Source organism: Streptomyces sp. NPDC054796, assembly GCF_053611545.1.
This window is the reverse complement of record NZ_JBSHAO010000077.1, coordinates 1-23,655: the sequence shown is the minus strand read 5'-3', so window position 1 is coordinate 23,655 and position 23,655 is coordinate 1. Positions and strand designations below refer to the sequence as shown.

Sequence of the window (23,655 nt, the reverse complement as noted above, 5' to 3'; positions counted from 1 at the left end):
GGTCACCAGGAGCGCGCCGAGCGGGGGAGCAGCGCGTACGGGGCGACGTAGCCGTTGTGGTCGATGCCCAGGCCCGCGTCCGCCGCGCTCTTGAGGACCTCGTCGTCCCACTCCAGCCGGACCCGCCCGTCGCCGGAGTTGACCACGAGGAGGTCGCCCTGCCCGTCACCGACATTGCGCACGGTGCGCCAGGCGTCCTGCGGGACGGAGAGCATGTCGCGCGGGCCGAGGCGCACCGAGACGGGGTCGGTGCGGTTGAGGGTGACCTCCCACAGGCCGTCCTTCACGATCAGCGTCTGGGTCTCGTGCTGGCGGTGCTGCGAGACGCCCTGGCCGGGGTCGGCGCGGAGCCAGGCGACGTTGTGGCCGTGCGGGTTGAAGACGCGGGGCTCCTGGTGCGGGTCCTCGGTCATGCCGTAGCCGATGACGCAGCTCAGGCGGGCGCCGCCGCCGGGCAGGGTGCTGTCGAGGAAGGGGTGCTCGGAGAACACCAGCTCGTCAGCGGCGGCGATGCGGCGCCTCATCTCCTCGGGGGTGTAGTGCCGCAGCCGGTCGATGTGCTCCTGGGCCAGGGGGCCGACCAGCTCGGACTCCGGCGGCAGGGGGTCGCCCGCGACGGTGTCGATCAGCTCGTTGTCGGTGGTGAGGCGCAGACCGTGCTCCCGTGCCTCGCGCAGCACCGAGGGGCCCCAGATGATGCCGCCGGTGTCGTCCATGCCCAGCACGGTGAACAGCCAGCCGTCGTCGGGGCCCGTGTTGGTGAAGCCGCGGAAGATCCAGGTCGGGACGGAGGCGATGTCGCCCGCCCTGAGCGTGAGTTCGCCCTCGGTGCCGTCGACGCCCCAGCGCAGCAGGTACTCGCCCTCGGTGCAGATGAACACCTCGGCCGTGTAGTGCAGGTGCAGGTTGTTGGTGATGCCGTGCGGCATGGCGGCGGCGCCGATGTTGTAGCCGTGCGGCAGCCGGAGGTTGACGTGCTGGTCGGCGGACTGGGAGACGCCAGGGCCGATCATCGCGTAGTTCTCCTTGCGGTCGGAGCCTGGCGTGCGGCAGTCGATGAAGGCCCGGTTGCAGGAGACGAAGTCGCTGCGGCGCACCGTTCGGCGGGCCAGCTCGCTGGGGGTGACGACGGCATCGGACATGACCGCTCCTTAGTTGTGAATACGTATGTACGCCATGACAGGCGTCGGTCGTGTGGATGTCAAGGGGATGCTCAAGGTTGTTTCGGGTAGCCGGGTGTCGCGAGGTGGAGAGGGCCGTGGGCCGCACGGTCGGCGGACCGGCATTCGGCATACGTATACTGATGTGGGGTTACTGATATGGGGCGCGCCGGCGCGCGGCGCCGGTGGCGACGAGGAGAGGGCCGATGGGGATCAACAGTCACGACGTGGCGAGACTGGCCGGTGTCTCGCAGCCCACGGTCTCCCGCGCCCTGCGCGACGACCCCCGCGTGTCCCAGGCCACCCGCGAGAAGGTCAAGCGCGCGGCGCAGGCGCTGAACTATGTGCCGAGCGAGGCCGGACGCACCCTCTCGACGCGTGCCACACGGCGGATCGGCGTCATCGTCACCGATCTGACGAACCCCTTCTACCCGCACATCATCGCCCCGCTCCACGACGAGCTGAGCAGCCTCGGCTACCGCATGATGCTGATCACGGAGCGGTCCGACGAGGCGGTCGCGGAGGAGAAGCTGCTGGACCAGTCGATGGACGGCGTCGTCCTCGCGACGACCACCACCGACTCCCGACTGCCCGCACAACTGGAGCGGCGCGGCATGCCCTACGTCTTCCTCAACCGCGACACGGGCCGGGCGGGCGACTTCGCCTCCGTCGTGGACAACGAGGGCGGCGGACGGCTCGTCGCCCGGGAACTCGTGTCCCTCGGGCACCGGCACATCGCCGGTGTCTTCGGCGCGGCCAACACCACCACGGGGCGCGAGCGCGAGATGGGCTTCCGGCTGGCGCTCGCCGAGGCGGGCGTGGGACTGCCGGAGGACCGGGTGGTGCGCGGGGCGTTCGAGTACGACACCGGATACCGTGCGCTGCCGGCGCTGCTGGAGGCGGACGAGGCGCCCACGGCCGTGTTCTGCGGCAACGACGTCATCGCCATCGGCGTCCTGAACGCGGCCCTCGCGGCCGGGGTCAGGGTCCCCGACGACCTCACCGTCATCGGCTTCGACGACCTCCCGATGGCCGCCTGGGAGGTGTTCCGGCTCACCACCGTCCGGCACGATCTGCGGGAACTGTCGCGGCAGGCGGCGCGCCTGCTGGTCAGGCGGATCACCAAGGACGTCGACCCGGCGGGGGAACGCCTGGTCCTGCGCACCGAGTTCGTGTCCCGCGCCACGCACGCCCGCGCCGGCTGATCCGTCATGGCCGGGGTGCCGTCTGCTTCGGTTCCCGCACCGGTCGCTGCTCCGGTTCCGGCGCCGTGTCCTTGGCCGAGGGCGCTGGGGCGGCACCGTCGGCGCGGTCTGCCGACCGCCGCTGCCGCAGCACGCCCACACCGACGAGCACGGCGGCGAGACCGAGCGAGAGCCACAGTTCCAGCCGGTGGCCCGGCAGTACGGCCATGAGCAGCAGTGCTCCGGCGATGAAGGCGACCGTGGCGAGGGTGAGATAGGGGAATCCCCACATGCGGACCTCGGCCGGCTGCCCGCCCTTGCGCCGGGTCGCGTACTGGGTGAGCGCGATGACCAGATACATGATCAGGGCGATGGCGCCGCTGGAGGCGATGAGGTACGAGAAGACGTCCGGCACCGCGTAGTTGGCGATCACCGCGGCCACGCCGACCACGGTGGAGGCCGCCACCGCGTTGCGGGGCACTCCGTCCCGTGAGGTGCGGGCGAAGGCGGCGGGCGCTTCGCCGCGTCCGGCCAGCGAGAACATCATGCGGGACGCGGTGTAGACGGCGGAGTTGAGGCAGCTCCCCACGGCGACGACGAGGACGACGTCCATGATCCGCGCGGCGCCCGGGATGTTCATCCGGTCGAGCACGGCCTGGTACGAACCGGCCGCCAGGCCGTCTGCGTTCCACGGGACGAGACACACCACGATGAGGATCGACCCGATGTAGAAGAGGCCGAGACGCCAGACCACGGCGCGGACGGCCTTCCTGATGTTCTTGCGCGGCTCCTCGGACTCGGCGGCGGCGATGGTGACGATCTCGCTGCCCTGGAAGCTGAACATCGCGGTGAGCAGACCGGCGAGGACGGCCGTGGCACCGTGCGGCGCGAAACCGCCGTGGCGCCACAGATTCGACACCCCGTGGGTGTCGGAGCCCGGCAGCAGACCGAGGACGGCGAGCACGCCGAGCACCAGGAACGCCACGATCGCGATGACCTTCAGCAGGGCGAACCAGTACTCGAACTCCCCGTAGTTGCGCACCGCGAGGAGGTTGCTGCCCGCCAGCACCGCGATCACCGCGAGGGCAGGGATCCAACTGGGCACCGACGTCAGACCGGCGATCACCTCGCCCGCGGCGATGGCCTCGATGGGGATGACGAGGATGTAGAACCACCAGTACAGCCAGCCGATCGCGAAGCCCGCCCAGCGGCCCAGCGCGCGGTCGGCGTAGGTGGAGAAGGACCCCGTGTCGGGCTGGGTCACGGCCATCTCGCCCAGCATCTGCATGACGAGCACCACGAGCGCCGCCGCCAGCAGGAACGAGATCAGGGCCGCGGGCCCGGCGGCGGTCACGGAGGCGGACGAGCCGACGAACAGTCCGGCGCCGATCACGCCGCCGATGGAGATCATGGTGATCTGGCGGCCCTTCAGGCCTTGGGTGAGAGCGGTGCCGCTCTCGCTCCCGGCAGGCCCCGGTGGCACGGGCGGGCGGTGCTGCATGAGAGACCTCGGGTGGGGACGGGGGCGTGTGCGTGGGCCGGGCGTGCGTGGGCCGGACGTGCGCGGCGGAGACGGCTTCGGCACCGGGCGCGGCGCCGGCGCCGGCGGCCGACGCGGCGCCTCCGCACACGTGGGGTCAGAGCTGGTCGCGCAGGGCGGCCGGAACGTCGTCGAACGCACCGGAGGTCCGCCCGATCCGGTCGATGCGGAGCGTCGCCGTGGCGCCGTGGGCCGCCAGCCCCTCGAACGCCGAGATGCGCTCGACGGCGGGTGCCAGCGCCGCGGTCCCCTCCTTCGCGGCGCGCTGGTACGTCAGCGGCTTCAGGAAGCGTGAGACGGAGAGCCCCGCGTTGTAGCGGGCGGTCTTGCCCGTGGGCAGCACGTGGTTGGTACCGGCGATGCCCTTGTCGGAGTAGGCGACCGTCGACCACGACCCGATGAACAGCGAGCCGTAGTTGGACAGGTTCTCCAGGTAGTGGCCGTCGTCCTCGGTCTGGATCTCCAGGTGTTCGGGGGCGATCACGTCGGCCACGGCGACGGCGCCGTCCCGGTCGTCCACGACGATGACGGAGCCGAAGTCGCGCCACGCCGGGCCCGCGATGTCCCGGGTGGCCAGGGACTCCAGCTGGCGCTCCACCTCCGCCATCACGGCACGTCCCTGCTGCTCCGACGTGGTGATCAGCGCTGCGGGGGAGTTGGGGCCGTGCTCGGCCTGGCCCAGCAGGTCGGCGGCCACCCACACCGGGTCGGCACTGTCGTCGGCGATGACGGCGACCTCGGAGGGACCGGCCAGCAGGTCGATGCCGACCCGGCCGAACAGTTGCCGCTTCGCCTCGGTGACGAACGCGTTGCCCGCGCCGACCAGCATGTCGACCGGGGCCTCGCCCAGCAGCCCGAAGGCCATCGCGCCGAGCGCCTGGACGCCGCCGAGCGCGAACACCCGGTCGGCGCGCGACAGGTAGGCGCCGTACAGGACGGCGGGATGCGCGCCGTGCTCGCCGGACGGGGGAGTGCACGCCAGCACCGTCGGCACCCCGGCCGTCTTCGCCACGTTGACCGTCATGAAGGCGCTGGCCAGCAGGGGGAAGCGCCCTGCGGGCAGATACGCGCCGACGCGGGAGACGGGAACGTAGCGCTGGCCGCCGACGACTCCGGGGGCGACCTCGGTCTCGAAGTCCGTCAGGTGCTCGCGCTGCGCGGCGGCGAACCTGTGGGTGCGCTCGTACCCCATCTCCAGTGCGGTGCGGACGTCCGGGGGCAGCGCGTCCCCCGACTTCTTCAGCTCGGCGGCCTCGATCTCCAGGGCGCCCGACCAGCCGTCCAGCTCCTGGGCGTAGGCGCGCACCGCGTCCATGCCCTTGGTCTCGATCTCCTTCAGCATCCGCGAGACCCGCTCGACCACCGCGGGGTCGCGCTGCGCTGGGGGACCGTCCACGGACGGCTTCTTGAGCCACTGGATCGGGGGGAGGGCCTGTGCTTCGGCGTGCGTGATCTGCATGGCGAGGACGCTAGACGCCACGCTGCCACAGGACTAGAGGGGTGATTCCTGTCCGAACCACAGGGTTCCCCTGTGCCCCCCCCGGTGCCCCGCACACACCTGTGCGCCCCGGCCGGTCAGCTGCCGAGGTCGGTACGGAGTTCGCGCAGGGTGTCCTCGGCGATCCGGGCCAGCTCCCTCGTGGCCCGCGACAGCGGATGCCCCCGCCGTCTGACCAGGGCGATCGTGTCGTAGAGGGGGTCGGCGAACGGGACGGTGCGCAGCCCGGCGGGAAACGCGGAGCCGGCGACCACCGCCCTGCTGGCGATCGTGTCGCCCACTCCCGCGGCCACGAGACCCAGCGCGGCCTCGACGTGTTCCAGCTCGATCAGCGGGTCGATGCCGACCCCGGCGAGCTGGGCCCGCTCCGCGAGCTGCCGCCGGGTGGGGTCCTGCCACCCGTAGTGCGCGTCGTAGAGGACGAGGGGCGCCCGGGCGAAGTCCTCCGTCGTGACCGGCGCGCGGGTTCTCTCCTCGCTGGCGCTGACGAAGAACACCTCGTCGCGCAGCAGCGGGGTCACCGTCAGCCCCTCGTCGTCGATGGGCAGGACGACCAGGCCCGCCTCGATCCGTCCCGCCGCCACGGCCGCCGCGGTCTCGGCCGAGTTCTGGCCCACGAGCCGGACCCGGACGGACGGGTACCGGGCGTGGAACATCTGCACGAGGTTGGACAGCAGGTAGTAGTCCGCGTTGCGGAGCACGCCGAACGTGGCGGTTCCCCCGCCCAGCGAGCCCAGGGAGCGCACCGCACGGGTTCCGCTCTCTGCGGCCTCCAGCGCCTGCCGCGCGTACGGCAGCAGTTCCTGGCCCGCCGAGGTCAGGGTCAGGGTGCGGCTGCCGCGCGCGAACAGCTCGGCGTCCAGTTCCGTTTCGAGACGGCGCACCAGTTCGGAGGCCGACGCCTGGGCGATGTCCATGGCCCGCGCCGCCGCGGTGAACGACCCGAGCCGCTCCGCCTCGACGAAGGCCCTCAGCTGGTTGAGGGTCATGGGTTTCCTGTGTCCTGTCGAGTCGGTGATCCGCGTCAGGGACGCGACGATCCTCGTTCTACCACGGTGTTCCGGGGCGAGGGCCGGGCGGGCACCGGTGCGGCAGCCCCCGGGTTCGTCCTGTGGACACCGCAGGACGAAGGTGTCTTGTCCCGTGGGCGGCACGGTGATTGGCTCGGCCGCGCCCCTGGACGTCACCCAGCGCGGAAGGCTGCCCCAGCGATGACGACCCCCTTGCCGATCGGCCTCGTCCAGACCGCCGCACGGCACCACGCCGCCGACGATCCGGACGCGTTCGCGGCGGACGTGCGCCGCGTTGCCGCCGCGCACCCCGGGGTCCGGCTGCTCGCGTACCCGGAGCTGCACCTGTGCGGCCACAGGCCCGACGAGGACCCCGAGACGGTGATGACCGCAGCGGCCGAGCCGCTGGACGGACCGCGCGGCGTCCGGCTGGCAGCCCTCGCCCGCGAACTGGACATCTGGCTGGTGCCCGGCAGCGTCTACGAACTGGGCGCCGAAGGGCGCGTCTACAACACGGCCCCCGTCTACGCGCCCACGGGCGAGCGGGTCGCGGAGTACCGCAAGATGTTCCCGTGGCGGCCCTACGAGACCACGGCGGCAGGCGGCAGCTTCGTCGTCTTCGACATGCCGGACCACGGACGCGTGGGCCTGACGATCTGCTACGACGCGTGGTTCCCAGAGACCACCCGCCACCTGGCGTGGCAGGGCGCCGACCTCGTACTGAACCTGGTGCGCACGCCCACCGTCGACCGCGCGCAGGAAGTCGTGCTGGCGCGGGCCAACGCGATCGTGAACCAGGTGTTCATGGCCAGCCTCAACGCGGCGGCGCCGGACGGTGTCGGCCGCAGCGTAGTCGTCGACCCCGAGGGAAACCCGCGCGCCGAGGCCGGGCCGGGACCGGAGGAGGTCGTCAGCGACGTGCTCGACCTCGCCGAGGCGCGACGGGTGCGCACGCGGGGGACCGCGGGTCTCACCCGGGTGTGGGACCCGTTCACGGAGGGCCAGGCACCGCTCGAACTCCCCCTCTACGCGGGCCGGATCGACCCCGAGCGCTGGCGGCGCGGCGCCCGCCCGTGAGCTGCCTCGGCCGTCATGACGGGGGTACGGCTGCCTCGGCCGTCATGGCGGGGGCACGGCCGACGCTCGACGGTCGGCGAGCAGCCGGAGGCACCGCTCCCGCTGTGCCGCGTCCGTCGCCAGCTCGACGCCGACGTGGGCGAGGGCTGTCGCGGCGTCGAGCACGGCACGGTCGCTGCTCCCCGCACGCGCGGGGATGACCCCATCGTCGCGGCCGCAGTGGACGCCTGCTCCGCTGCCGCGTTGCCCCCTGTGACTGACCGTGTCACGCGACGGGGTATGCCTACTAGAGCACCCCGCAGTTGGTCCGGCGGGGCGTGGTGAGGTGTGGCCAGTGGCGACAGTGGGCGAGGTGTGGCGGCGTGGGGCTTCCGGGCGCGAGCTGTTGTCCGGGCTTCTTCGTCGGCGGGTTTCCGGAGGTGGGTAATGATGGCGCGCGCTCCCAATCGTCGATTAGCGACGTTGCTCTGTGAAGTTGGGTGGAGCGGTGCGCAACTTGTGCGGGAGGTCAACCGCGAGGCGGCCCGGCAGGGTTTGACCGTCAGCTATGCGCGTACCGCCGCCGCCCGCTGGCTGGCCGGTACTCAGCCGCGTCCGCCTGCCGGTCAGTTGGTGGTGGCCGTGCTGTCGCGGGCGCTGCGGCGCGGCGTCGATGCCGCGGACGCCGGGCTGGCCAACGCTCCTGGCGCCGCGACCCTGTTGGCCAGAGCCGGGGGAGGGGGCGGCGATCTCCCGCAGAGCCGTGGGGCGGTCCTGACGGGCCTCGTCCGGCTGTGCCGGACGGACGCGGATGCCGAGACGCAGCCCCACCTGTACGCGCAGCCCTACCCCGCGGTGCAGGCGTTACCGGCACGGTGGCTCAGCCCACTGGCAGCACCGGAACCGGAACCGGCACCCGCACCGGCACCCGCTTCCCCTTCCGCACTGGCGGCGGAGACGGACGCGACGGTTTCCGCGTCGGACTGGCTCCAGGAAGTGGTGCTGGAGTGGGCCGAGCGGCACGGTGGCGCTCGCGCCCGTACGCCGCTGCTGGCGCATCTCGCCGAGGAACTGGTGAGCCTGACGTGCCGCCCCGGCACACCGCCTGCCGCCCTGCTCAGCCAGGCGTCCCGCATGGTGTTCCTGCTGGCCGGGATGAGCGCGGACGCCGGTCATCATGCCCTGGCCGACGCTTACTGGCGCCACGCCGCCGAGGCCGGCCGCGTGGCCGGTGACCGCGGCGCCTACGCGTTGGCTCTGCGCGCCATGAGTACCCAGGCCCGTCGCCTGGACCAGTCGCGCCGCGCTCTTTTGCTGGCCGACGCCGCGGTGGAGAGCTACGCGCAGGCGCCGCCCGCCGTGCGGAGTTACCTGCTCGTCGAGCGGGCGGCCTGTCACGCGGCCCGCGGCCAGGCCCACCGGGCGCGCGCCGACCTGTCCGCCGCCGAGGAGTGCCACCCCGGCGACGACCGTCGGTCCGGTGACCGTCAGACCGGTGGCCGTCAGACCGGCGACCGTCGGCCCGGTGACCGGCACAACGGCGACCGGCACAGCGCAGGCCCCTTCACCACCTATCCGGTGTGTGCCCTGGACTACCAGCGTGCCGCGGTGTTCGAGTTGCTCGGCGAGCGGGAGACCGCGGTGCGTGCCGCCCACGCCTCGCTGGCCGCACGCCCTGACAGCCAGTGCCGCAGCCGCGCGCTGACGCAGGCCCGGCTCGCCAGGGTGCTGTTGCGCACCGGGCAACTGGAGGAAGCCTGCGCCCAGGCGTGCGCCTTCTTCGAGCTGTTGCCCGACCTGGCCTCGGCACAGGTGTCCGGGGAGGTCGTCCGGCTGCGCGCCGCGCTGTCGCCGTACCGCCGCGCCCGTACGGCCCGCACGGTGTGGGAACTGGCCCGGTCGGCGGTCTGAGCCTTCTGCCGCGGCATCGGCAGGCGTGAGGTACGGGGCGGGGCGGAGGCACTGCGGGCCGGTCTCTACGGGACCGGGCGACCGCCATCGCCCCTGCACCCGCCCCTGCACCCGCGCCCGCGCCCGTGGGAACGGCCCCAGGGGCCCCAGGCTCACGGTCCCTTTAGCGTGGCCGTGCAACCATTCCCTTGTCTCGCGCGTGGTTCATGTGCAGGCTGAGAACGGTTGAGAATGGCTGAGGCGGTGCGGGCGGTGCGGGTCCGTAGGCCATCGAGGACTTGGGGGAGTTCCGGTGAGGGAAGCGACTGCGCTGGCGGGACGAGTCTCCGAGCGGCACGAGGGGAAGGCGCGGCGCCATGGGTGACGCGGACCTCCAGATCCCGAAGGAGACCATCGACCGCCTGACCAAGGGCATCAGAGCGGCGATGGCCGAGCTGAAAGAGATCCACGACGCGACGGGCGCGGAGACCGGCAAGGGCTTCGACTCCCTGGCGATGACCGGCATGGAGACGGGGCACCACGGTCTGTCGACGGAGTTCGAGGCATTCGCGGAGCGCTGGGAGTGGGGCGTGCGCGCGCTGCTCCAGGACGCGAACCAGCTCGCGGTCCGGCTGGGCCTGTCGGCGGGGATGCTGTGGGAGGAGGACCAGTACTGGGCGGGCACGTTGAAGGTCGGCCTGAACTCCCTGATCGGCAACCCGCACGCCTCCGAGGACGAGGTCCAGAACCAGTCCTGGTCGGACATCGCGACGCCGGACGCGCCCGACTGGTCGGCTGAATCCTGGCGGCAGGCCGGGGACGAGATGGGCCAGACGTGGAAGGACACCGGACGCTCGCTCACCGAGGACGGCATGGGCGGAATGCGTACCGACCTCATGAACGACGTCGTCGGGATCTCCGACGAGGACGCCGAGCGGGCCCGCGACCAGCTCTTCGGACCCTCGCCCGAGGAACGCGCCCAGCAGCAACAGCAGCAGGGGCAGTAGCAGCGGGCACAGCAGTGGCAGGAACAGCACAGCAGCGGCAACAACAGCACCAACCACGCCATGGGGACTGGGGGTAACCGATGGGGTTCGGGGACGTCGTCAGCGATCTGACGCCGGATTCGGTCGAGGACGCGGTCGAGGGGTTCGTCGAGGGCGCCGGCGATGTCGTGGAGACGGTCGGCAACTGGGGCGCGGACCGCCTGGAGGACGCGGGCTTCGACTCGGCCGCCGACTGGGTGCGGGACAAGTCAGGCTCCCTGGCCAACCGGATGGGCGCCGAGGTCGACGAACTGGACCTGGGCCAGACCGAGGACAAGACCAAGCTCATCCACGGCTCCCCCAGCAAGGTGCGCTCGACGATCAAGCATCTGCGGGACTTCCAGAGCGCGTTCGAGACCGTCGCGAGCGGCATGAAGGGCCTGGAGTCGTCCGAGCTGAAGGGCAAGGCGGCGGACAGGTTCCGGGAGAAGCAGGAGGTCGAGCCCGGCAAGTGGCGCAAGGGCGCCGACGCCTGCGAGAAGGCCGCCGGAGCACTGGAGCGCTTCGTCGGCACCGTGGAGTGGGCGCAGGGCCAGGCGCAGCAGGCGATCGACAAGTGGAAGCGCGGCGAGGAGAAGTCCACCGCCTGGGCGAAGGACTGCGACGCCTACAACAAGGCCGCCACCGCCTACAACGCCAAGCCGGCCGACGAGCGTGACCCGTCCTCCCTCCCGTCGCGCCCGTCCGGCACCGATCCGGGCGAGGCGCTGATGAAGGAGGCGCAGGAGATCCTGACGGAGGCCCGTCGGCAGCGCAACACCACCGCCGAGTCGGCCCTCGAAGCGGTGAAGGCCGCGAAGGAACTGGCGCCGCCGAAGCCGGAGTACGGCGAGCAGGCCATGGACGCCCTCTACGAGTACGGCAGCATCCAGTCCCACATCGCGGGCGGCGTGGTCAAGGGCCTGGCCGGGATCAACTCGTTCGCCAGGCAGATCAACCCGGTGGACCCGTACAACCTCACCCACCCCGCCGAGTACGTCACCAATCTGAACAGCACCGCCGCCGGTCTGGTGCAGGTCGCCAACGACCCGATGGGCGCGGGCAAGCAGATGCTCTCCGACTTCATGAAGGACCCGGCCGAAGGGTTCGGGCGGCTCCTGCCGGACCTGGCGCTGACGGCCGCCACAGGCGGCGCCGGTGCGGGCGTCAAGGCCGCCCGCCTGGCCGACACCGCGGGGGACCTGGCCGCGGCGGGCCGCAGGGGCCTGACCCACGACGGCCCTGACGCGCACCACCCGGACCGCACTCCCGACGACGCGGAGACCGACCCGGTCGATCTGGCGACGGGCAGGATGTATCTGCCGCAGACCGACGTCGTGCTGCCTGGCCTGCTGCCGCTGGCCTTCACCCGGCGCGTCGACTCCGGCTACACCTGGGGCCGGTTCTTCGGCCCCCGCTGGTCCTCGACGGTGGACGAGCGCCTGGAGATCGATCCGGTCGGCGTCGTCCACGTCACCGCCGACGGCAAGTTGCAGGCGTATCCGCACCCGGCTCCAGGACTTCCGGTGCGGCCGGAGACCGGGGCCGAGCGCCGCCTGCTGGAGCGGACAGCCGACGGCGACTACCTCCTCACCGAGCCGGACACCGGCCTGGTCCGGCACTTCACCGCACCCCACCAGCCTGCGCTCGGTGAACCCGGCCAACCCGGTGAACCCGGTCAACCCGGTGGACCTGGCCAACTCGGCGAACCCGGTGAACCCGGCGGGGGCGCCGCATCCCGCGAATCCGGTGCGGACGGCACCGCGTGGCTGGCGGAGCTGTCGGACCGCAACGGCCACACCCTCACCTACGACCGCGCGGAGGACGGCTCCGGCACCCCTCTCGCCCTGGTCCACTCCGGCGGCTACCACCTCACCATCGCCACGGAAGGGGGCCGGGTCACCGCGCTGGCCCTGGCAGGCGCGGGACCGGGCGGCTCGGACCAGCCGCTGATCTCCTACGCGTACGACGCCGCGGGCAATCTGACCGAGTCGGCCAAGGTGGAGGGCAGCAGGGCCGTCTTCGAGTACGACGAAGAGCGGCGGATCATCGCCTGGACCGATTCCAACGGCAGGCGCTACGACTACGTCTACGACGACGACAACCGCGTCGTCGCCGAGGGCGGCGAGGCGGGCCACCACCAGCTCACCATCAGCTACGGCCGCCCGGACCCGGACACCGGCGAACGGTGGACGGTGCTCACCACGGCGGCGGGACACAGCACCCGCCACCTCATCGACGACCGCTGCCGCACCATCGCCGTCACCGACGCGCTCGGCCGCACCACCCGCTTCACCCACGACAAGCACGGCCGCGTGCTGACCACCACGGACGCCGTCGGCCGCACCACCACCTTCGGCTACGACGAGGAGGGACGGCGGACCGTCCTCGTACGCGCCGACGGCACGGAACAGCGCATCCGCTACGACGACAGCGGGCTGCCGGTGGAGTACACCGACGCCGACGGCGCGCGGTCGCGGCGCGAGTACGACGAACGCGGCAACTGCACCGCTTCGACCGACCCCTGCGGGCAGACGACGCGCTACGCGTACGACGACCGCGGCCGGATCGTCTCCGTGACCAGTCCCCTGGGCGCCGTCATCGGCGTGCGGACCAACGCCGCGGGGCTGCCCGTGCGGGTCACGGGGCCGCGGGGCGAGGTGACCCACTACCTCCGGGACGCCTTCGGCCGCCCGGCCGCCATCACGGACCCCACCGGGGCGACCCGCCGCCTGGAGTGGACCGTCACGGGCAGACTCGTCCGTCACACGCACCCGGACGGCACCACCGAGAGCTGGACCTACGACGGGCAGGGCAACTGCACGAGTCACACGAACCGTTCGGGGCACACGAGCCGCTACGAATACACCCACTTCGACCTGCTGAAGGCGCGCACGGACCCGGACGGCGCGCGCTACGAATTCGAGCACGACGCCTCGGCCCGGCTCACCAAGGTCACCAACGCGCAGGGTCTGGCCTGGTCGTACACCTATGACGCCGTCGGCCGCGTCGTCTCGGAGACCGACTTCGACGGACGCACCGTGCGCTACGAACTGGACGGCGCCGGACAGCTCACCGCCTTCACCACCCCGCTGGGCGAGGAGATCCGTTACGAGCGGGACCAGATGGGCCGGGTGATCCGCAAGGACGCCGCAGGCGAGATCAGTTCGTACGCGTACGACGCGGCGGGGCGGCTGGTCCACGCCACAGGGCCCGGGCCCGGCAGCGAACTCGTCTACCAGTACGACCGCGCGGGCCGGGTCAAGACCGAGCTGGTCAACGGCCGCGCGATGACGTACGCGTACGACGAGCAGGGCCGCCGCGTGCGCCGTACGACCCCGAGCGGGGCCGTGACCACCTACGCCCACGACGCGTCGGGCCGCCTGACCGGGCTCAGCGCCCACGGCCACGAGGTGTCCTTCACCCGCGACGAGCTGGGCCGGGAGGTGGGGCGGCGGATCGGGGACATGCTCGGGCTGACCTCCGAGTGGGACCTGTCAGGGCGCCTCACAGGACAGGAGCTGACGGCCGGGGACCGCACCCTGAACAGCCGCGCCTACACCTACCGCCCCGACGGCTATCTCACCGCCGTCGACGACACCCTGCGCGGCCCGCGCGCCTTCGAACTCGACGCGACGGGCCGGGTCACGGGGGTCACAGGGACCACGAGGAGCACGGGGGCCACAGGGGCCGCGAAGGGCACGGGGGTCGCGGGGGCGAGCGCGAGGGGCTGGCGCGAGTCCTACACCTACGACGCCGCGGGCAACCAGACCTCCGCCTCCTGGCCGGACCGGCACGCGGCCCCGGACGCGCGGGGCGAGCGCGCGTACACCGGCACGACCCTCACCCGCGCCGGTGCCAACCGCTACCGGTACGACGGCGCGGGCCGCCTCCTGGAGCGCACCAGGACCCGCCTGTCGAAGAAGCCCGCCACCTGGCACTACACGTACTGCGCCGAGAACCGGCTGACCCAGGTCACCACCCCGGACGGCACGGTCTGGCGCTACACCTACGACCCCCTGGGCCGCCGCACGTCGAAGCAGCGACTGGCCGCCGACGGCGAGACGGTCGTCGAGCGGACCGACTTCGCCTGGGACGGGCCGCTGCTGTGCGAGGAGACCAGCAGCCGCCCCGGCGAGCACGCGCACCCGGTCACCCTGACCTGGGACCACGACGGCCGGACCCCGCTCACCCAGACCGAGCGCCTGACCGACGCGCGCACCCAGAAGGAGATCGACAGCCGCTTCTTCGCCATCGCCACGGATCTGATCGGCACGCCCACGGAGCTGGTCTCCGAAGAGGGCGAGGTCGTCTGGCACACGCGCACCACGCTGTGGGGCAGCACCACCTGGAACGCCGACGCGCGCGCCTACACCCCGCTCCGCTTCCCCGGTCAGTACTACGACCCGGAAACGGGTCTGCACTACAACCACCACCGCTACTACGACCCCACCACCGCCCGCTACACCACCCCGGACCCCCTCGGCCTCACCCCGGCACCCAACCCGGCGACGTACGTCCACAACCCCCACACCTGGACCGACCCCCTCGGCCTCAACCCCTGGGAGGACGGCAAGATCGAGTGGGTCGATCCGGAGGACGTCAACTTCTCCCAGCGCTCCGTGTCACCGCACAACAACGGCGAGAAGATGATGATCACCGACCCCAGCCACCCCAAGTTCTGGGACTGGGAGGGCCGGGAGACCCAGTTGAAGGTGATGGACGTGAACGGGCAGCTCGTCAGCTACGACAACCGCCGCCTGGACGGCGCCCGCCACGCGAACGCCAACATGGAGGGCGGATACCGTGTCCCGGTGGAGCGTGTGAACCCGGACGACCCGTACCCCGGCAAGCGGTACAACACCTGGGGCGACGCCTTCAACGACCGCAGGAACCGCCCCGAGAACCTCGGCCCGAACGGCGAACCGGTCCCCGAGACCGGGCTGAAGGAACGCCCTGAGCACCTCACGCCGGCCGAGCGGAGGCAGCAGATGCAAGAGCAGAAGCAGGAAGGGTACCCAGGACGATGACGACGATCGACGAGCTGTGGACCGACCGCAGACTCCCGGTCCGCGACGCGCTCCACTTCCCCGGGGACGGCGGCTCCTACGACGTGGTCCGGGACCCGTACGTCCTCGGCTGCCTCGGCGTCCGCGACGCCTTCGACGCACCGAAGGTGATCGCGGAGGACCCCGAGTGGCTGACCACCCTCATGCCCCTCGAAGAGGTCCCGCTGGAGGACGGCGGCTTCCTCTGGGGAGGCGAGGGCTCCTGGGGCTCCGAGGGCTTCTTCGCCCGCGTCCGCGCCGACGACTCGCTGCGCTGGGTGGTCTTCTTCACGGACTCCAACCCCTTCGAGGAGGGCATCGACCTCTCCGACGGCTACGCCACGTTCCACTCCTCGGCGGACCTCTCCTTCACCGTCGACATCGAGGATCCACGGCGTCCGGTACGGGCGGGCCGGGGGCAGCGCTGAGTTCCCTGTACGGGTGACTGCTCGACCGGGTGGCGGAAATGTCCGAGTCTCCACTTGTTGCTCAGAGGGGCCCCGCCACCGGTGAAACGCCCAGGCCAGCGAGCCTGCTCCCCGCGCACGCGGGGATGGACCCGCCTCGACGTCGGGCAGATCGGCCAGCTCCCGCTGCTCCCCGCGCATGCGGGGATGGGCCCAGACCGGGGCGTGATCCGGTGCCCAGGAGTGGACGCCGCCGTCAGATGCGCTCCCTGCTGCGGGCGTTGGCCTCGGCCACCAGGACGCGCAGCAGCTCGTCCCGGGCCAGGACGCGGACCCGCGCCGGGTCCGCGTCCCATTCGCGGCCACCGGCGAACGGGCGGAGCTGGAGATACGGCCCCTCGTGCCCCCTCACCCGGCCGAAACGGTCCTGGACGGTGTCGTGCACGGCCTCTCCGACGACGGGGAGCGGGGCCTCTTCCGTCACCGGGCGAGCCCCCTCATGATCACGTCGGCGAGCATCATCGCCACGGGCGCGGAGCAGACCCCGAGGTGGACGAGCGCGTAGCGCGCCTCCCCCTCGCGGTCCTCCGCCCACGGGGTGCGGACGTCCATCGCGGGGAGCTGGATGCCCGCCTGGGTGAGCGCGGAAGCGAGCGCGTCGCGTGCGGCGAGGGCTTCCTGCGGTGTGGGGGTGCGGGGCGGTTCCGGGTCGCCCGTGACGACGACGGTGTGGTGGCCGACGGCAGTGCGGTCGTGGGGGAGGGGTGGTGTAGGGCTCATGAGCGTCCTCGTGACGGGTGTGATCGTGCCGATTCCCTGACCCCGCCTCGCTGCGCGAATTACGCTGCGTAGTGCGGGTGTTACGAGAATGCGCCCGCATGTGGCCTGCCACGGCGTGGTCGGGATCGTGCTTCCCCTGCGTGCGGCGGTGGTTCCACACCTTCCACGCCGACCACCCCCAGCACCCTCGGGAAGGAAGCGGTATGCCGCAGCGACGCGTCATCACCGGCCGCAGTCAGGAGCCTCGCCAGCGGTTCGCCGAGGAACTGCGGAACCTACGGGTCAGCAGAGGGGCGAGCCTGCGGCAACTCGGCACGCGTCTCGGCTGGGACTGGTCGCTGTTCGGCAAGATGGAGAAGGGTGAGACCCTCGGCAGCCCTGACGTCGTCCAGGCACTCGACACGTATTACGGGACACCGGGACTGCTGCTCGCCCTGTGGGAGGTGGCAGCCGGGGACCGCACACAGTTCCGCGAGCGGTACCGCCGCTACATGGCGCTGGAGGCGGAAGCGGTGAGCCTGTGGCACTTCGCGGTGAGCGTGCTGCCGGGGTTGTTGCAGACCCCTGGCTACGCGCGGGAGGTGCTGGCCGCTGGCGGGCTCCGGGGCAAGGAACTGGAGCAGCAGGTCGAGGCCCGGATGGGCCGACGGGAGTTGCTGGAGGGGGAGGACGCGCCCCGGTTTCGTACGATCCATTCCGAGTCGGTGCTGCGCACGGCGCTGCTCGATGTGTCTGAGTGGCAGGGGCAGTTGGAGTACCTGGCCGAGAGCATGGGGCGGGCCAATATCGCTGTGCAAGTGCTGCCGTTCAGCGCAGGCCCGTACGGCTTGGACGGCACTGATGTGTGGTTTCTGCGGCTCTCTGACGGACGTACGGTGGCATACACCGAGAATGCGCTCCGGGGTGACCTGATCGAGCAGAGTGCTGCTGTTGAGAAGTTGCAGGGCGCCTACGATGCAGTGCGCGACTTGGCGTTGTCCCCTGCGGAGTCGCAGAAGCTCGTCCTGCGCATGTTGGAGGAAGTAGCGTGCGAACCATCGATCTGAACTCTGTGACGTGGCGCAAGAGTTCTTACAGCAACTCGGACGGCGGCGCGTGCGTCGAAGTTGCCGACGACTTCGCCACCGTCGTCCCCGTGCGGGACAGCAAGGTCCCGCACGGCCCCGTGCTGGCGTTCCCCCTGGGCGGCTGGGCCGCCTTCGTCGCGGCCGTCAAGGGGGGCGAGTTGCGGGCCTGAGCCGTGCGGGCGCGGGGCGCGGAACGTCGGTGGCCTCGCGAGCGGTTCGGGGAAACCGTTCGCGAGGCCACCGGGCGTCACCGGGCGCGGGCCCGGGCCGGGGCGCCTACTGCGTGGTCACCGCGCGCAGCACGTTCAGGCGGGCCGCCCGGCGCGCGGGCCAGACCGCCGCCAGGACGCCGATCGCCAGGCCCACGAGCAGGAACAGGGTCAGGCGGCCCCAGGGGAGGACCGTCTCGTACGTCGTCACCGAGGAGCCCATGAGGCTGCCGGAGGACCAGGCCAGGAAGACGCCGGTGCCGATGCCCAGGGCCGCGCCGAACAGGGAGATGACCACCGACTCCAGGCGCACCATCTTCTTGACGCCCTTGTCGTCGAGGCCGATGGCACGCAGCAGCCCGATCTCCCTCGTACGCTCGAAGACCGACATGGCCAGGGTGTTGATGACGCCGAGGACGGCGATGACGACGGCCATGCCGAGCAGCCCGTACATCATGTTGAGCATCGTGGCGATCTCACTGGACTCCGCCTTGGTCAACTGCTCCTGGTCCTGCACCTGGAGGAGCGGGCTGTTGCCGAGGGCCGTGCGGATGTCGTGTTCGAGGGCGTCCATGTCCGCGCCGGGCGCGGCCTTGACCAGGATGTTGTCGAGCTTCTTGCCCGCGGCGTACGGCAGGACGTCGGCCGTGGCGCCCACGGCCTCCTCGACGGCGCGGGTGTCCTCGTAGACGCCGACGACCGTCAGCTTCTTCTTGTCGCCGTCGAAGCCGACCGTGCCCTGGAAGGTGTCGCCCGCCGAGAGGCCGGTCTTCTTGGCCCACTCCTCGCTGAGCGCGATCTTCCCCGGGCCGACGTCGTCGAGCGAGCCGCTGCTGAACTTCAGGTCGGTGACCTTGCTCAGCTCCCGTGGGTCCGCACCCGTGAGCGTGACGGCCTGGCCGCGCGTCTCCAGGAACGTGGTGGAGACCGATGCCGTGCTCGCCGCTTCCGGGGTCTCGGCGACCTTCGCGCCGAGAGCGGGGTCGATGCCCTCGTAGCTGGCGTTGGACACCTTGTAGTCCGCCGTCAGGCCGAGTACCGCCTGCTTCTTGAGGGCGGTCTCCATGGAGTTGCCCACCACGGACATGCCCGTGATCAGGATGAGCCCGATCATCAGCGCCGACGCGGTCGCGGCGGTACGGCGCGGGTTGCGCAGCGCGTTCTCCTTGGCGAGCTTGCCGCTGACGCCGAAGAGCCGGGTGGTGACCGCGCCCGCGAGCGAGACCAGCGGACGGGACAGCAGCGGGGCGAGCACGATCATGCCCGTCATCGTCAGCAGCGCACCGGCCGCGGCGGCCATCAGGTTGTCCTCCGCGCCGTCGTCCTGTGTGGAGACGTACAGCATGATGAGGACGCCCAGGCTCGTGAGGAGCCCGCCGAGGGTGTTGCGGAGCACCATGCCGCGCTTCTTCGGCGCCTGGTCGACGCTGCTCAGCGCCTCGACGGGGGCGATCTTCGCGGCCTTGCGCGACGGCAGCCAGGCGGCGAACACCGTCACGCCGACGCCGACGGCGAGGGACCAGCCGAGCGTGCCCGCTGAGACCACCAGGGGGCCGCCCGGCATGCCCGCGCCGCTCGCGTTGAGCAGCGGGCGCAGGAGCGCGGCGATGCCAAGACCGAGGCCGAACCCGGCCGCGGAGGCGACGAGCCCGAGCAGCCCCGCCTCGACGAGGACCGCACGTACGACCTGACGGCGCGACGCTCCCACGGCGCGCAGCAGCGCGGTCTCGCGGCTGCGCTGGGCGATCAGCATCGTGAAGGTGTTGGCGATGATGAAGACGCCGACGAACAGCGCGATCCCGGCGAAGACGAGCAGCATCCGGGTGAGCCACTCGGTGCTCTTGGCGATCTGGTCCGCCTGCTCGTTCGCGAGCGTGGTGCCGCTGGTGACGGTGATGCCGTCGGTGGGCAGCAGGGCGCGCACCTCTTGGGTGAGCTTCTCCTCGTCGGTGCCGGGCGTCGAGCGGACCGTCAGCTCGTCGAACTGGCCGGGCTGGAGGAACAGCTTCTGCGCGGTCGCGGTGTCCAGGAGGGTCAGGCTGCCGCCGGCCGTTACGCGCGGGTCGTCGGTGTCGACGACGCCGACCAGCTTCTTCGTCAGCGCGGGCCCGTCGGTGGCGAAGCGTACGGTGTCACCGACGCGGTAACCCGCCTTCTCGGCCGTACGGCGGTCCAGGGCCAGTTCGCCGTTGTCGGCGGGGCCGCGCCCTTCGGCCAGCGGGAACTGGCTGTCCTTGCCGCCGGGGTCGCCGTGCCGGGAGTTCGGCGCGTCCGGCGCGTCCGGCGCGTAGTTGAGCGCCAGGTTCTGCCAGGTGTTGTCGGTGTTCAGCGGCTCGCCGTCCTTGGCGGCCAGGGTGGCGTTGCCGTTGACGGTGGGGCGTACGGAGGCGACGCCGGGCAGCGCGCGCACCTTCTCGGCGAGGTCGCTGGTGAGCGCCGTGTGACGGTCCTCGCCGACGCCTTCCTCGGCGAATTCGGAGTCGCCCTGCACGGATACGGCGACGCCCTCCAGGTTCTTGGCGGAGGCACCGCGCAGGGCCTGGGCGACGCTGTCGCCGAAGACGAGCGTGCCGGAGACGAAGGCCACGCCGAGCATGACGGCCAGGGCCGTCATGATCAGCCGGGCTTTGTGCGCGAAGACGTTGCGCACGGCTGTACGGAGCATGGTGGTCCCACTCCAGGGATGCGTGAGGGGCGTACGCGGATACGCGGATACGCGTGTACGTGGACGTGTACGTGGACGTGGACAGGGGCGGGCGGCCCGGCGGGTTGCCCAGCGGCGACCCGGTGGGCGGGCGGCCGGGTCAGCTCGTGCGGCCCTCGGTGTCGAAGCGCCGCATCCGGTCCAGCACGCCCTCGGCGGTCGGCGCGACCAGCTCGTCGGTGAGACGGCCGTCGGCGAGGAAGACCACGCGGTCGGCGTAGGCGGCGGCGACCGGGTCGTGGGTGACCATCACGACGGTCTGGCCCAGCTCCCGTACGGAGTCCCGCAGGAAGCCCAGGACCTCGGCGCCGGAGCGGGAGTCCAGGTTGCCGGTCGGCTCGTCCGCAAAGACGATCTCGGGGCGGGAGGCGAGGGCGCGGGCCACGGCGACGCGCTGCTGCTGGCCGCCGGAGAGCTGCGACGGGCGGTGGTTCAGCCGCCCGGAGAGGCCGACGGTCGCCACGACCGTGTCCAGCCACCCCTGGTCGGGCCTGCGGCCCGCGATGGCCATCGGGAGCGTGATGTTCTCCAGCGCCGTCAGCGTGGGCAGCAGGTTGAACGACTGGAAGACGAAGCCGACGCTGTCCCGGCGCAGCCGCGTGAGCTGCCGGTCCTTGAGCCCTGTCAGCTCGGTGTCACCGATGCGCGCGGAGCCGGCGGAGACGGAGTCGAGGCCCGCCATGCAGTGCATCAGCGTCGACTTGCCCGAGCCGGAAGGCCCCATGATCGCGGTGAACCGGCCGCGCCCGAACTCCACGGAGACCGAGTCCAGCGCGACGACCCGGGCCTCGCCCTCGCCGTAGACCTTGCTGAGTCCGGTGGCACGGGCCGCGGCGGCGGTCTCGGGAAGGTGGGCGGTCGCGGGGGCTGCGGCCTGCATCGGCATGTCTGCTCCAGAGATACGACAACGGGGGGGATGAGGGGGACGAGGCGCTGTGCCTGTCATTCATCCTCGGCGCGGTCCGCGTGCGAACCGTCGGTCTCAGGAGGTGGATCGGGTACCTGCCGAAGGTCGGTGGCGGGCACGTGCGTAGTCCTGCGGTCGGACGCCCGCCTCTGCCGGAAGACGGAGACCGGCCGGGCCGGGCCCGGAGCGGCGGGCCCCGTACCGGGCGGCGGACGGCCGCCGGAGGCGGGGAGCGGTCACGGGGTCTTCCAGGGCGGCACCGGCGACACCACCGGAACGGTGAAACGGTCGATGGCGGTCAGCCTTTCGCCATGGAAGCAGTACCGGGTGATCTTCAGATGGCCGGGCCCCGCGTCGGAGTACGGGCCGGAGCCGGAATCGGAGCCGGAGCCGGAGCCGGAGCCCTCTTGGCCCTGTGGCCCGGACGACCCCGTGTGCCCGGTGCCGTCGTCCTCGGCCTGGGGCACGAAGCCGTCGCTCGGCACCACCGGGTACATGCAGCTCGTCGCGGACTCCGGGCGCGCCGGTTCGCGGCCCGTCGCCGCAGCGCGCACCGTCGCGTCGTCCCACGCCCCGCTCTCCAGCACCCGCTGGCGGGACATCCCGACCCGGGGCTCGACGGGCTCGGGCGCCCCGGGCTGCTCCACGGCCGAGGTGACGAGGAGGAGCCCGCCCATGATCATCACGCCGACGCCCGAGAGCCCGAGCACCCCGGTGAGGGCGCTCACCACCCGGCGCCTGACACCGGCCGCAGGGCCCGCTGTGCGGTCGGAGCCCTGCGCGTGGAGCGGCTCGGGTGACGCGGGTGTCCCGGGTGTCCCGGGTGACGAGGCGTCCGCGTTCGCGAGGACCGTCGACGGGTCGGGGTGTGCCGGGACCCGTGCCGTCACTGCGAAGCCCCCGGCCGCCGTCGGGCCCGTCTCCAGGGTGCCGCCGAGCAGCGTCACGCGTTCCCGCAGCCCGACGAGGCCGCGCCCCGAGCCCAGTCCTGTGACGGCCTCCGGGGCCTGGGGCGGGAGCCCGTTGCGTACGAGTACCGTCACTTGTTCGCGGGTGTGGGTGACCGTCACGGTGACATGTGCTCCGGTGGCGTACCGGTGCACGTTGGTGAGGGACTCGCGCACCACGCGGTGGACCGCGCGCCGCACCTGGGCCGGACGCTCGTCCAGGTCGGGGCCCTCCCAGACGAGGTCGACGGGGATGCCCCCGGACCGCGACTCCTCCGCCAGCGCCTCCACGTCGGACCGGGTGCCCGTCGTGTCGGTGAGGGCGCCGGTCCCGGTGTCGTCCCGGCCCAGCGGGCCCAGGACGCCGAGCACCTCGCGCAGCTCCCGCATCGCGTCCCCGGTGGCCCGGCGCACGAGCGCCGCCTCGTCGCGCAGCTCGGGCGACTCGTTCCGCAGCGCCATCTCCAGGCCGCCCGTGTGCAGTGAGATCAGGCTGAGCCGGTGGCCGACCAGATCGTGCATCTCGGCGGCGATCCGCGACCGTTCGTGGATCCGGGACTCGCTGTCGGCGAGACGGCGTGCCGTCTCCGCGGCGGCTGCCCGTTCCCGCAGCGCCAGCAGCAGCCGCTCCTGCTGCCCGCCCGAGGCGCCGACGAGCCCCGGCACGAGCAGCGCGGTGGCGGCGAGCACGGTGCCGACCGTCAGCCCGAACGCGTGGCCGCCGAGCTCGGTGAGGGGGGCGAAGACGGCGCAGGCCAGCATCGCCAGGACGGTCGAGGCGATCAGCACCGTGTTCCGGCGCCGCGCTTCCGCCGTGTGTTTGGCCGTGGTGTACGCGATCACGGCGGCGGGCAGCCCGGCCGCGGGCAGCAGGCCCAGCAGCGCCGCCACGCCCAGCAGGCTCGTTGCGGGGAAGCGGCGGCGGACCGCGAGCAGGGCGAGGACGGCCGTGCCGAGGAAGAGCAGCAGGGGTTCGGCGTAGGTGTCGTTCAGGTCTTGCAGGACGAGATGGGAGGGAACCACCAGCAGCCCGCCCCCGGTCACCTCCGCGAACGCGCGCCACAGCCCCCGCCCCTGTTCGCCGGGGGCTGTGAACGGGCTCCGGGAGGCGGGTGGGGTGGAGGAGACCGGGGAGGCGGAGGTGGATGCCATCGGACAATTGTCGGTGTCGCTGGGACGCCTCCGGCACGTGGCCGTGTACGGGTCCCGGGCCCCGCGGGGGC

General features: G+C 72.0%; 18 protein-coding genes. 8 read left to right on the top strand and 10 right to left on the bottom strand.

The genetic code is table 11. The annotated features are described in order from the left end of the window. Positions 1 to 2 precede the first annotated feature (2 nt). Positions 3 to 1,142 (bottom strand): cupin domain-containing protein, encoded by a 1,140-nt coding sequence (locus ACWGJ2_RS36595; RefSeq protein WP_453350693.1) that lies wholly within the window; start codon positions 1,140 to 1,142, stop codon positions 3 to 5. A gap of 224 nt (positions 1,143 to 1,366) precedes the next feature. Between ACWGJ2_RS36595 and ACWGJ2_RS36590 the strand changes: the two genes are divergently transcribed. Beyond that, complete coding sequence (locus ACWGJ2_RS36590) at positions 1,367 to 2,365, top strand: LacI family DNA-binding transcriptional regulator (RefSeq protein ID WP_453350692.1); 999 nt, start codon at positions 1,367 to 1,369, stop codon at positions 2,363 to 2,365. Positions 2,366 to 2,369: 4 nt separating this feature from the next. On the opposite strand, the gene ACWGJ2_RS36585 is transcribed toward ACWGJ2_RS36590, so the two are convergent. The 3 genes from ACWGJ2_RS36585 to ACWGJ2_RS36575 form a co-directional block, all read right to left on the bottom strand. Continuing rightward, positions 2,370 to 3,845: an amino acid permease gene (locus ACWGJ2_RS36585; protein ID WP_453350691.1), complete on the bottom strand. Its 1,476-nt coding sequence runs from the start codon at positions 3,843 to 3,845 to the stop codon at positions 2,370 to 2,372. Positions 3,846 to 3,981: 136 nt separating this feature from the next. Continuing rightward, positions 3,982 to 5,343, bottom strand: a complete 1,362-nt coding sequence (gene hisD, locus ACWGJ2_RS36580; RefSeq protein WP_453350690.1) for a histidinol dehydrogenase — start codon at positions 5,341 to 5,343, stop codon at positions 3,982 to 3,984. 116 nt (positions 5,344 to 5,459) lie between these two features. Further along, on the bottom strand, positions 5,460 to 6,371 hold the full coding sequence (locus ACWGJ2_RS36575; RefSeq protein WP_453350689.1) for a LysR family transcriptional regulator: 912 nt from the start codon (positions 6,369 to 6,371) through the stop codon (positions 5,460 to 5,462). Positions 6,372 to 6,593: 222 nt separating this feature from the next. Here ACWGJ2_RS36575 and ACWGJ2_RS36570 point away from each other — a divergent pair, with 222 nt between their 5' ends. Beyond that, positions 6,594 to 7,469: a carbon-nitrogen hydrolase family protein gene (locus tag ACWGJ2_RS36570; protein ID WP_453350688.1), complete on the top strand. Its 876-nt coding sequence runs from the start codon at positions 6,594 to 6,596 to the stop codon at positions 7,467 to 7,469. 42 nt (positions 7,470 to 7,511) lie between these two features. On the opposite strand, the gene ACWGJ2_RS36565 is transcribed toward ACWGJ2_RS36570, so the two are convergent. Continuing rightward, on the bottom strand, positions 7,512 to 7,634 hold the full coding sequence (locus ACWGJ2_RS36565; protein WP_453350687.1) for a hypothetical protein: 123 nt from the start codon (positions 7,632 to 7,634) through the stop codon (positions 7,512 to 7,514). 333 nt (positions 7,635 to 7,967) lie between these two features. Between ACWGJ2_RS36565 and ACWGJ2_RS36560 the strand changes: the two genes are divergently transcribed. From ACWGJ2_RS36560 to ACWGJ2_RS36545, 4 genes are all read left to right on the top strand, one after another. Further along, entirely contained in the window at positions 7,968 to 9,359 is a 1,392-nt protein-coding gene (locus ACWGJ2_RS36560) for a hypothetical protein (RefSeq protein ID WP_453350686.1), read from the top strand. Between the two features lie 356 nt (positions 9,360 to 9,715). After that, positions 9,716 to 10,345, top strand: a complete 630-nt coding sequence (locus ACWGJ2_RS36555) for a hypothetical protein (RefSeq protein WP_453350685.1) — start codon at positions 9,716 to 9,718, stop codon at positions 10,343 to 10,345. Between the two features lie 80 nt (positions 10,346 to 10,425). Next, positions 10,426 to 15,393: a putative T7SS-secreted protein gene (locus ACWGJ2_RS36550; RefSeq protein ID WP_453350684.1), complete on the top strand. Its 4,968-nt coding sequence runs from the start codon at positions 10,426 to 10,428 to the stop codon at positions 15,391 to 15,393. Next, the gene (locus ACWGJ2_RS36545) at positions 15,390 to 15,839 is read left to right on the top strand and encodes a hypothetical protein (protein WP_453350683.1); all 450 of its coding nucleotides are present in this window, start codon (positions 15,390 to 15,392) and stop codon (positions 15,837 to 15,839) included. The genes ACWGJ2_RS36550 and ACWGJ2_RS36545 overlap by 4 nt, the downstream gene beginning before the upstream one ends. A 235-nt stretch (positions 15,840 to 16,074) precedes the next feature. Here ACWGJ2_RS36545 and ACWGJ2_RS36540 read toward each other — a convergent pair whose 3' ends face one another. Both ACWGJ2_RS36540 and ACWGJ2_RS36535 read right to left on the bottom strand, forming a co-directional pair. After that, entirely contained in the window at positions 16,075 to 16,302 is a 228-nt protein-coding gene (locus tag ACWGJ2_RS36540; protein ID WP_453350682.1) for a hypothetical protein, read from the bottom strand. After that, positions 16,299 to 16,598 carry a hypothetical protein gene (locus ACWGJ2_RS36535; protein WP_453350681.1) on the bottom strand — a complete coding sequence of 100 codons (300 nt, stop codon included), beginning with the start codon at positions 16,596 to 16,598 and terminating at the stop codon, positions 16,299 to 16,301. The genes ACWGJ2_RS36540 and ACWGJ2_RS36535 overlap by 4 nt, the downstream gene beginning before the upstream one ends. A 203-nt stretch (positions 16,599 to 16,801) precedes the next feature. Between ACWGJ2_RS36535 and ACWGJ2_RS36530 the strand changes: the two genes are divergently transcribed. Both ACWGJ2_RS36530 and ACWGJ2_RS36525 read left to right on the top strand, forming a co-directional pair. Further along, positions 16,802 to 17,644 carry a helix-turn-helix domain-containing protein gene (locus tag ACWGJ2_RS36530; RefSeq protein WP_453350680.1) on the top strand — a complete coding sequence of 281 codons (843 nt, stop codon included), beginning with the start codon at positions 16,802 to 16,804 and terminating at the stop codon, positions 17,642 to 17,644. After that, entirely contained in the window at positions 17,626 to 17,835 is a 210-nt protein-coding gene (locus ACWGJ2_RS36525) for a DUF397 domain-containing protein (protein ID WP_453350679.1), read from the top strand. The genes ACWGJ2_RS36530 and ACWGJ2_RS36525 overlap by 19 nt, the downstream gene beginning before the upstream one ends. A gap of 106 nt (positions 17,836 to 17,941) precedes the next feature. Here the strand turns inward: ACWGJ2_RS36525 and ACWGJ2_RS36520 are convergent, their stop codons facing one another. The 3 genes from ACWGJ2_RS36520 to ACWGJ2_RS36510 form a co-directional block, all read right to left on the bottom strand. Then, positions 17,942 to 20,539 (bottom strand): ABC transporter permease, encoded by a 2,598-nt coding sequence (locus ACWGJ2_RS36520; RefSeq protein ID WP_453350678.1) that lies wholly within the window; start codon positions 20,537 to 20,539, stop codon positions 17,942 to 17,944. 139 nt (positions 20,540 to 20,678) lie between these two features. Further along, the gene (locus ACWGJ2_RS36515; RefSeq protein WP_453350677.1) at positions 20,679 to 21,464 is read right to left on the bottom strand and encodes an ABC transporter ATP-binding protein; all 786 of its coding nucleotides are present in this window, start codon (positions 21,462 to 21,464) and stop codon (positions 20,679 to 20,681) included. A gap of 257 nt (positions 21,465 to 21,721) precedes the next feature. After that, positions 21,722 to 23,584 (bottom strand): histidine kinase, encoded by a 1,863-nt coding sequence (locus ACWGJ2_RS36510; protein ID WP_453350676.1) that lies wholly within the window; start codon positions 23,582 to 23,584, stop codon positions 21,722 to 21,724. Positions 23,585 to 23,655: the final 71 nt, after the last annotated feature.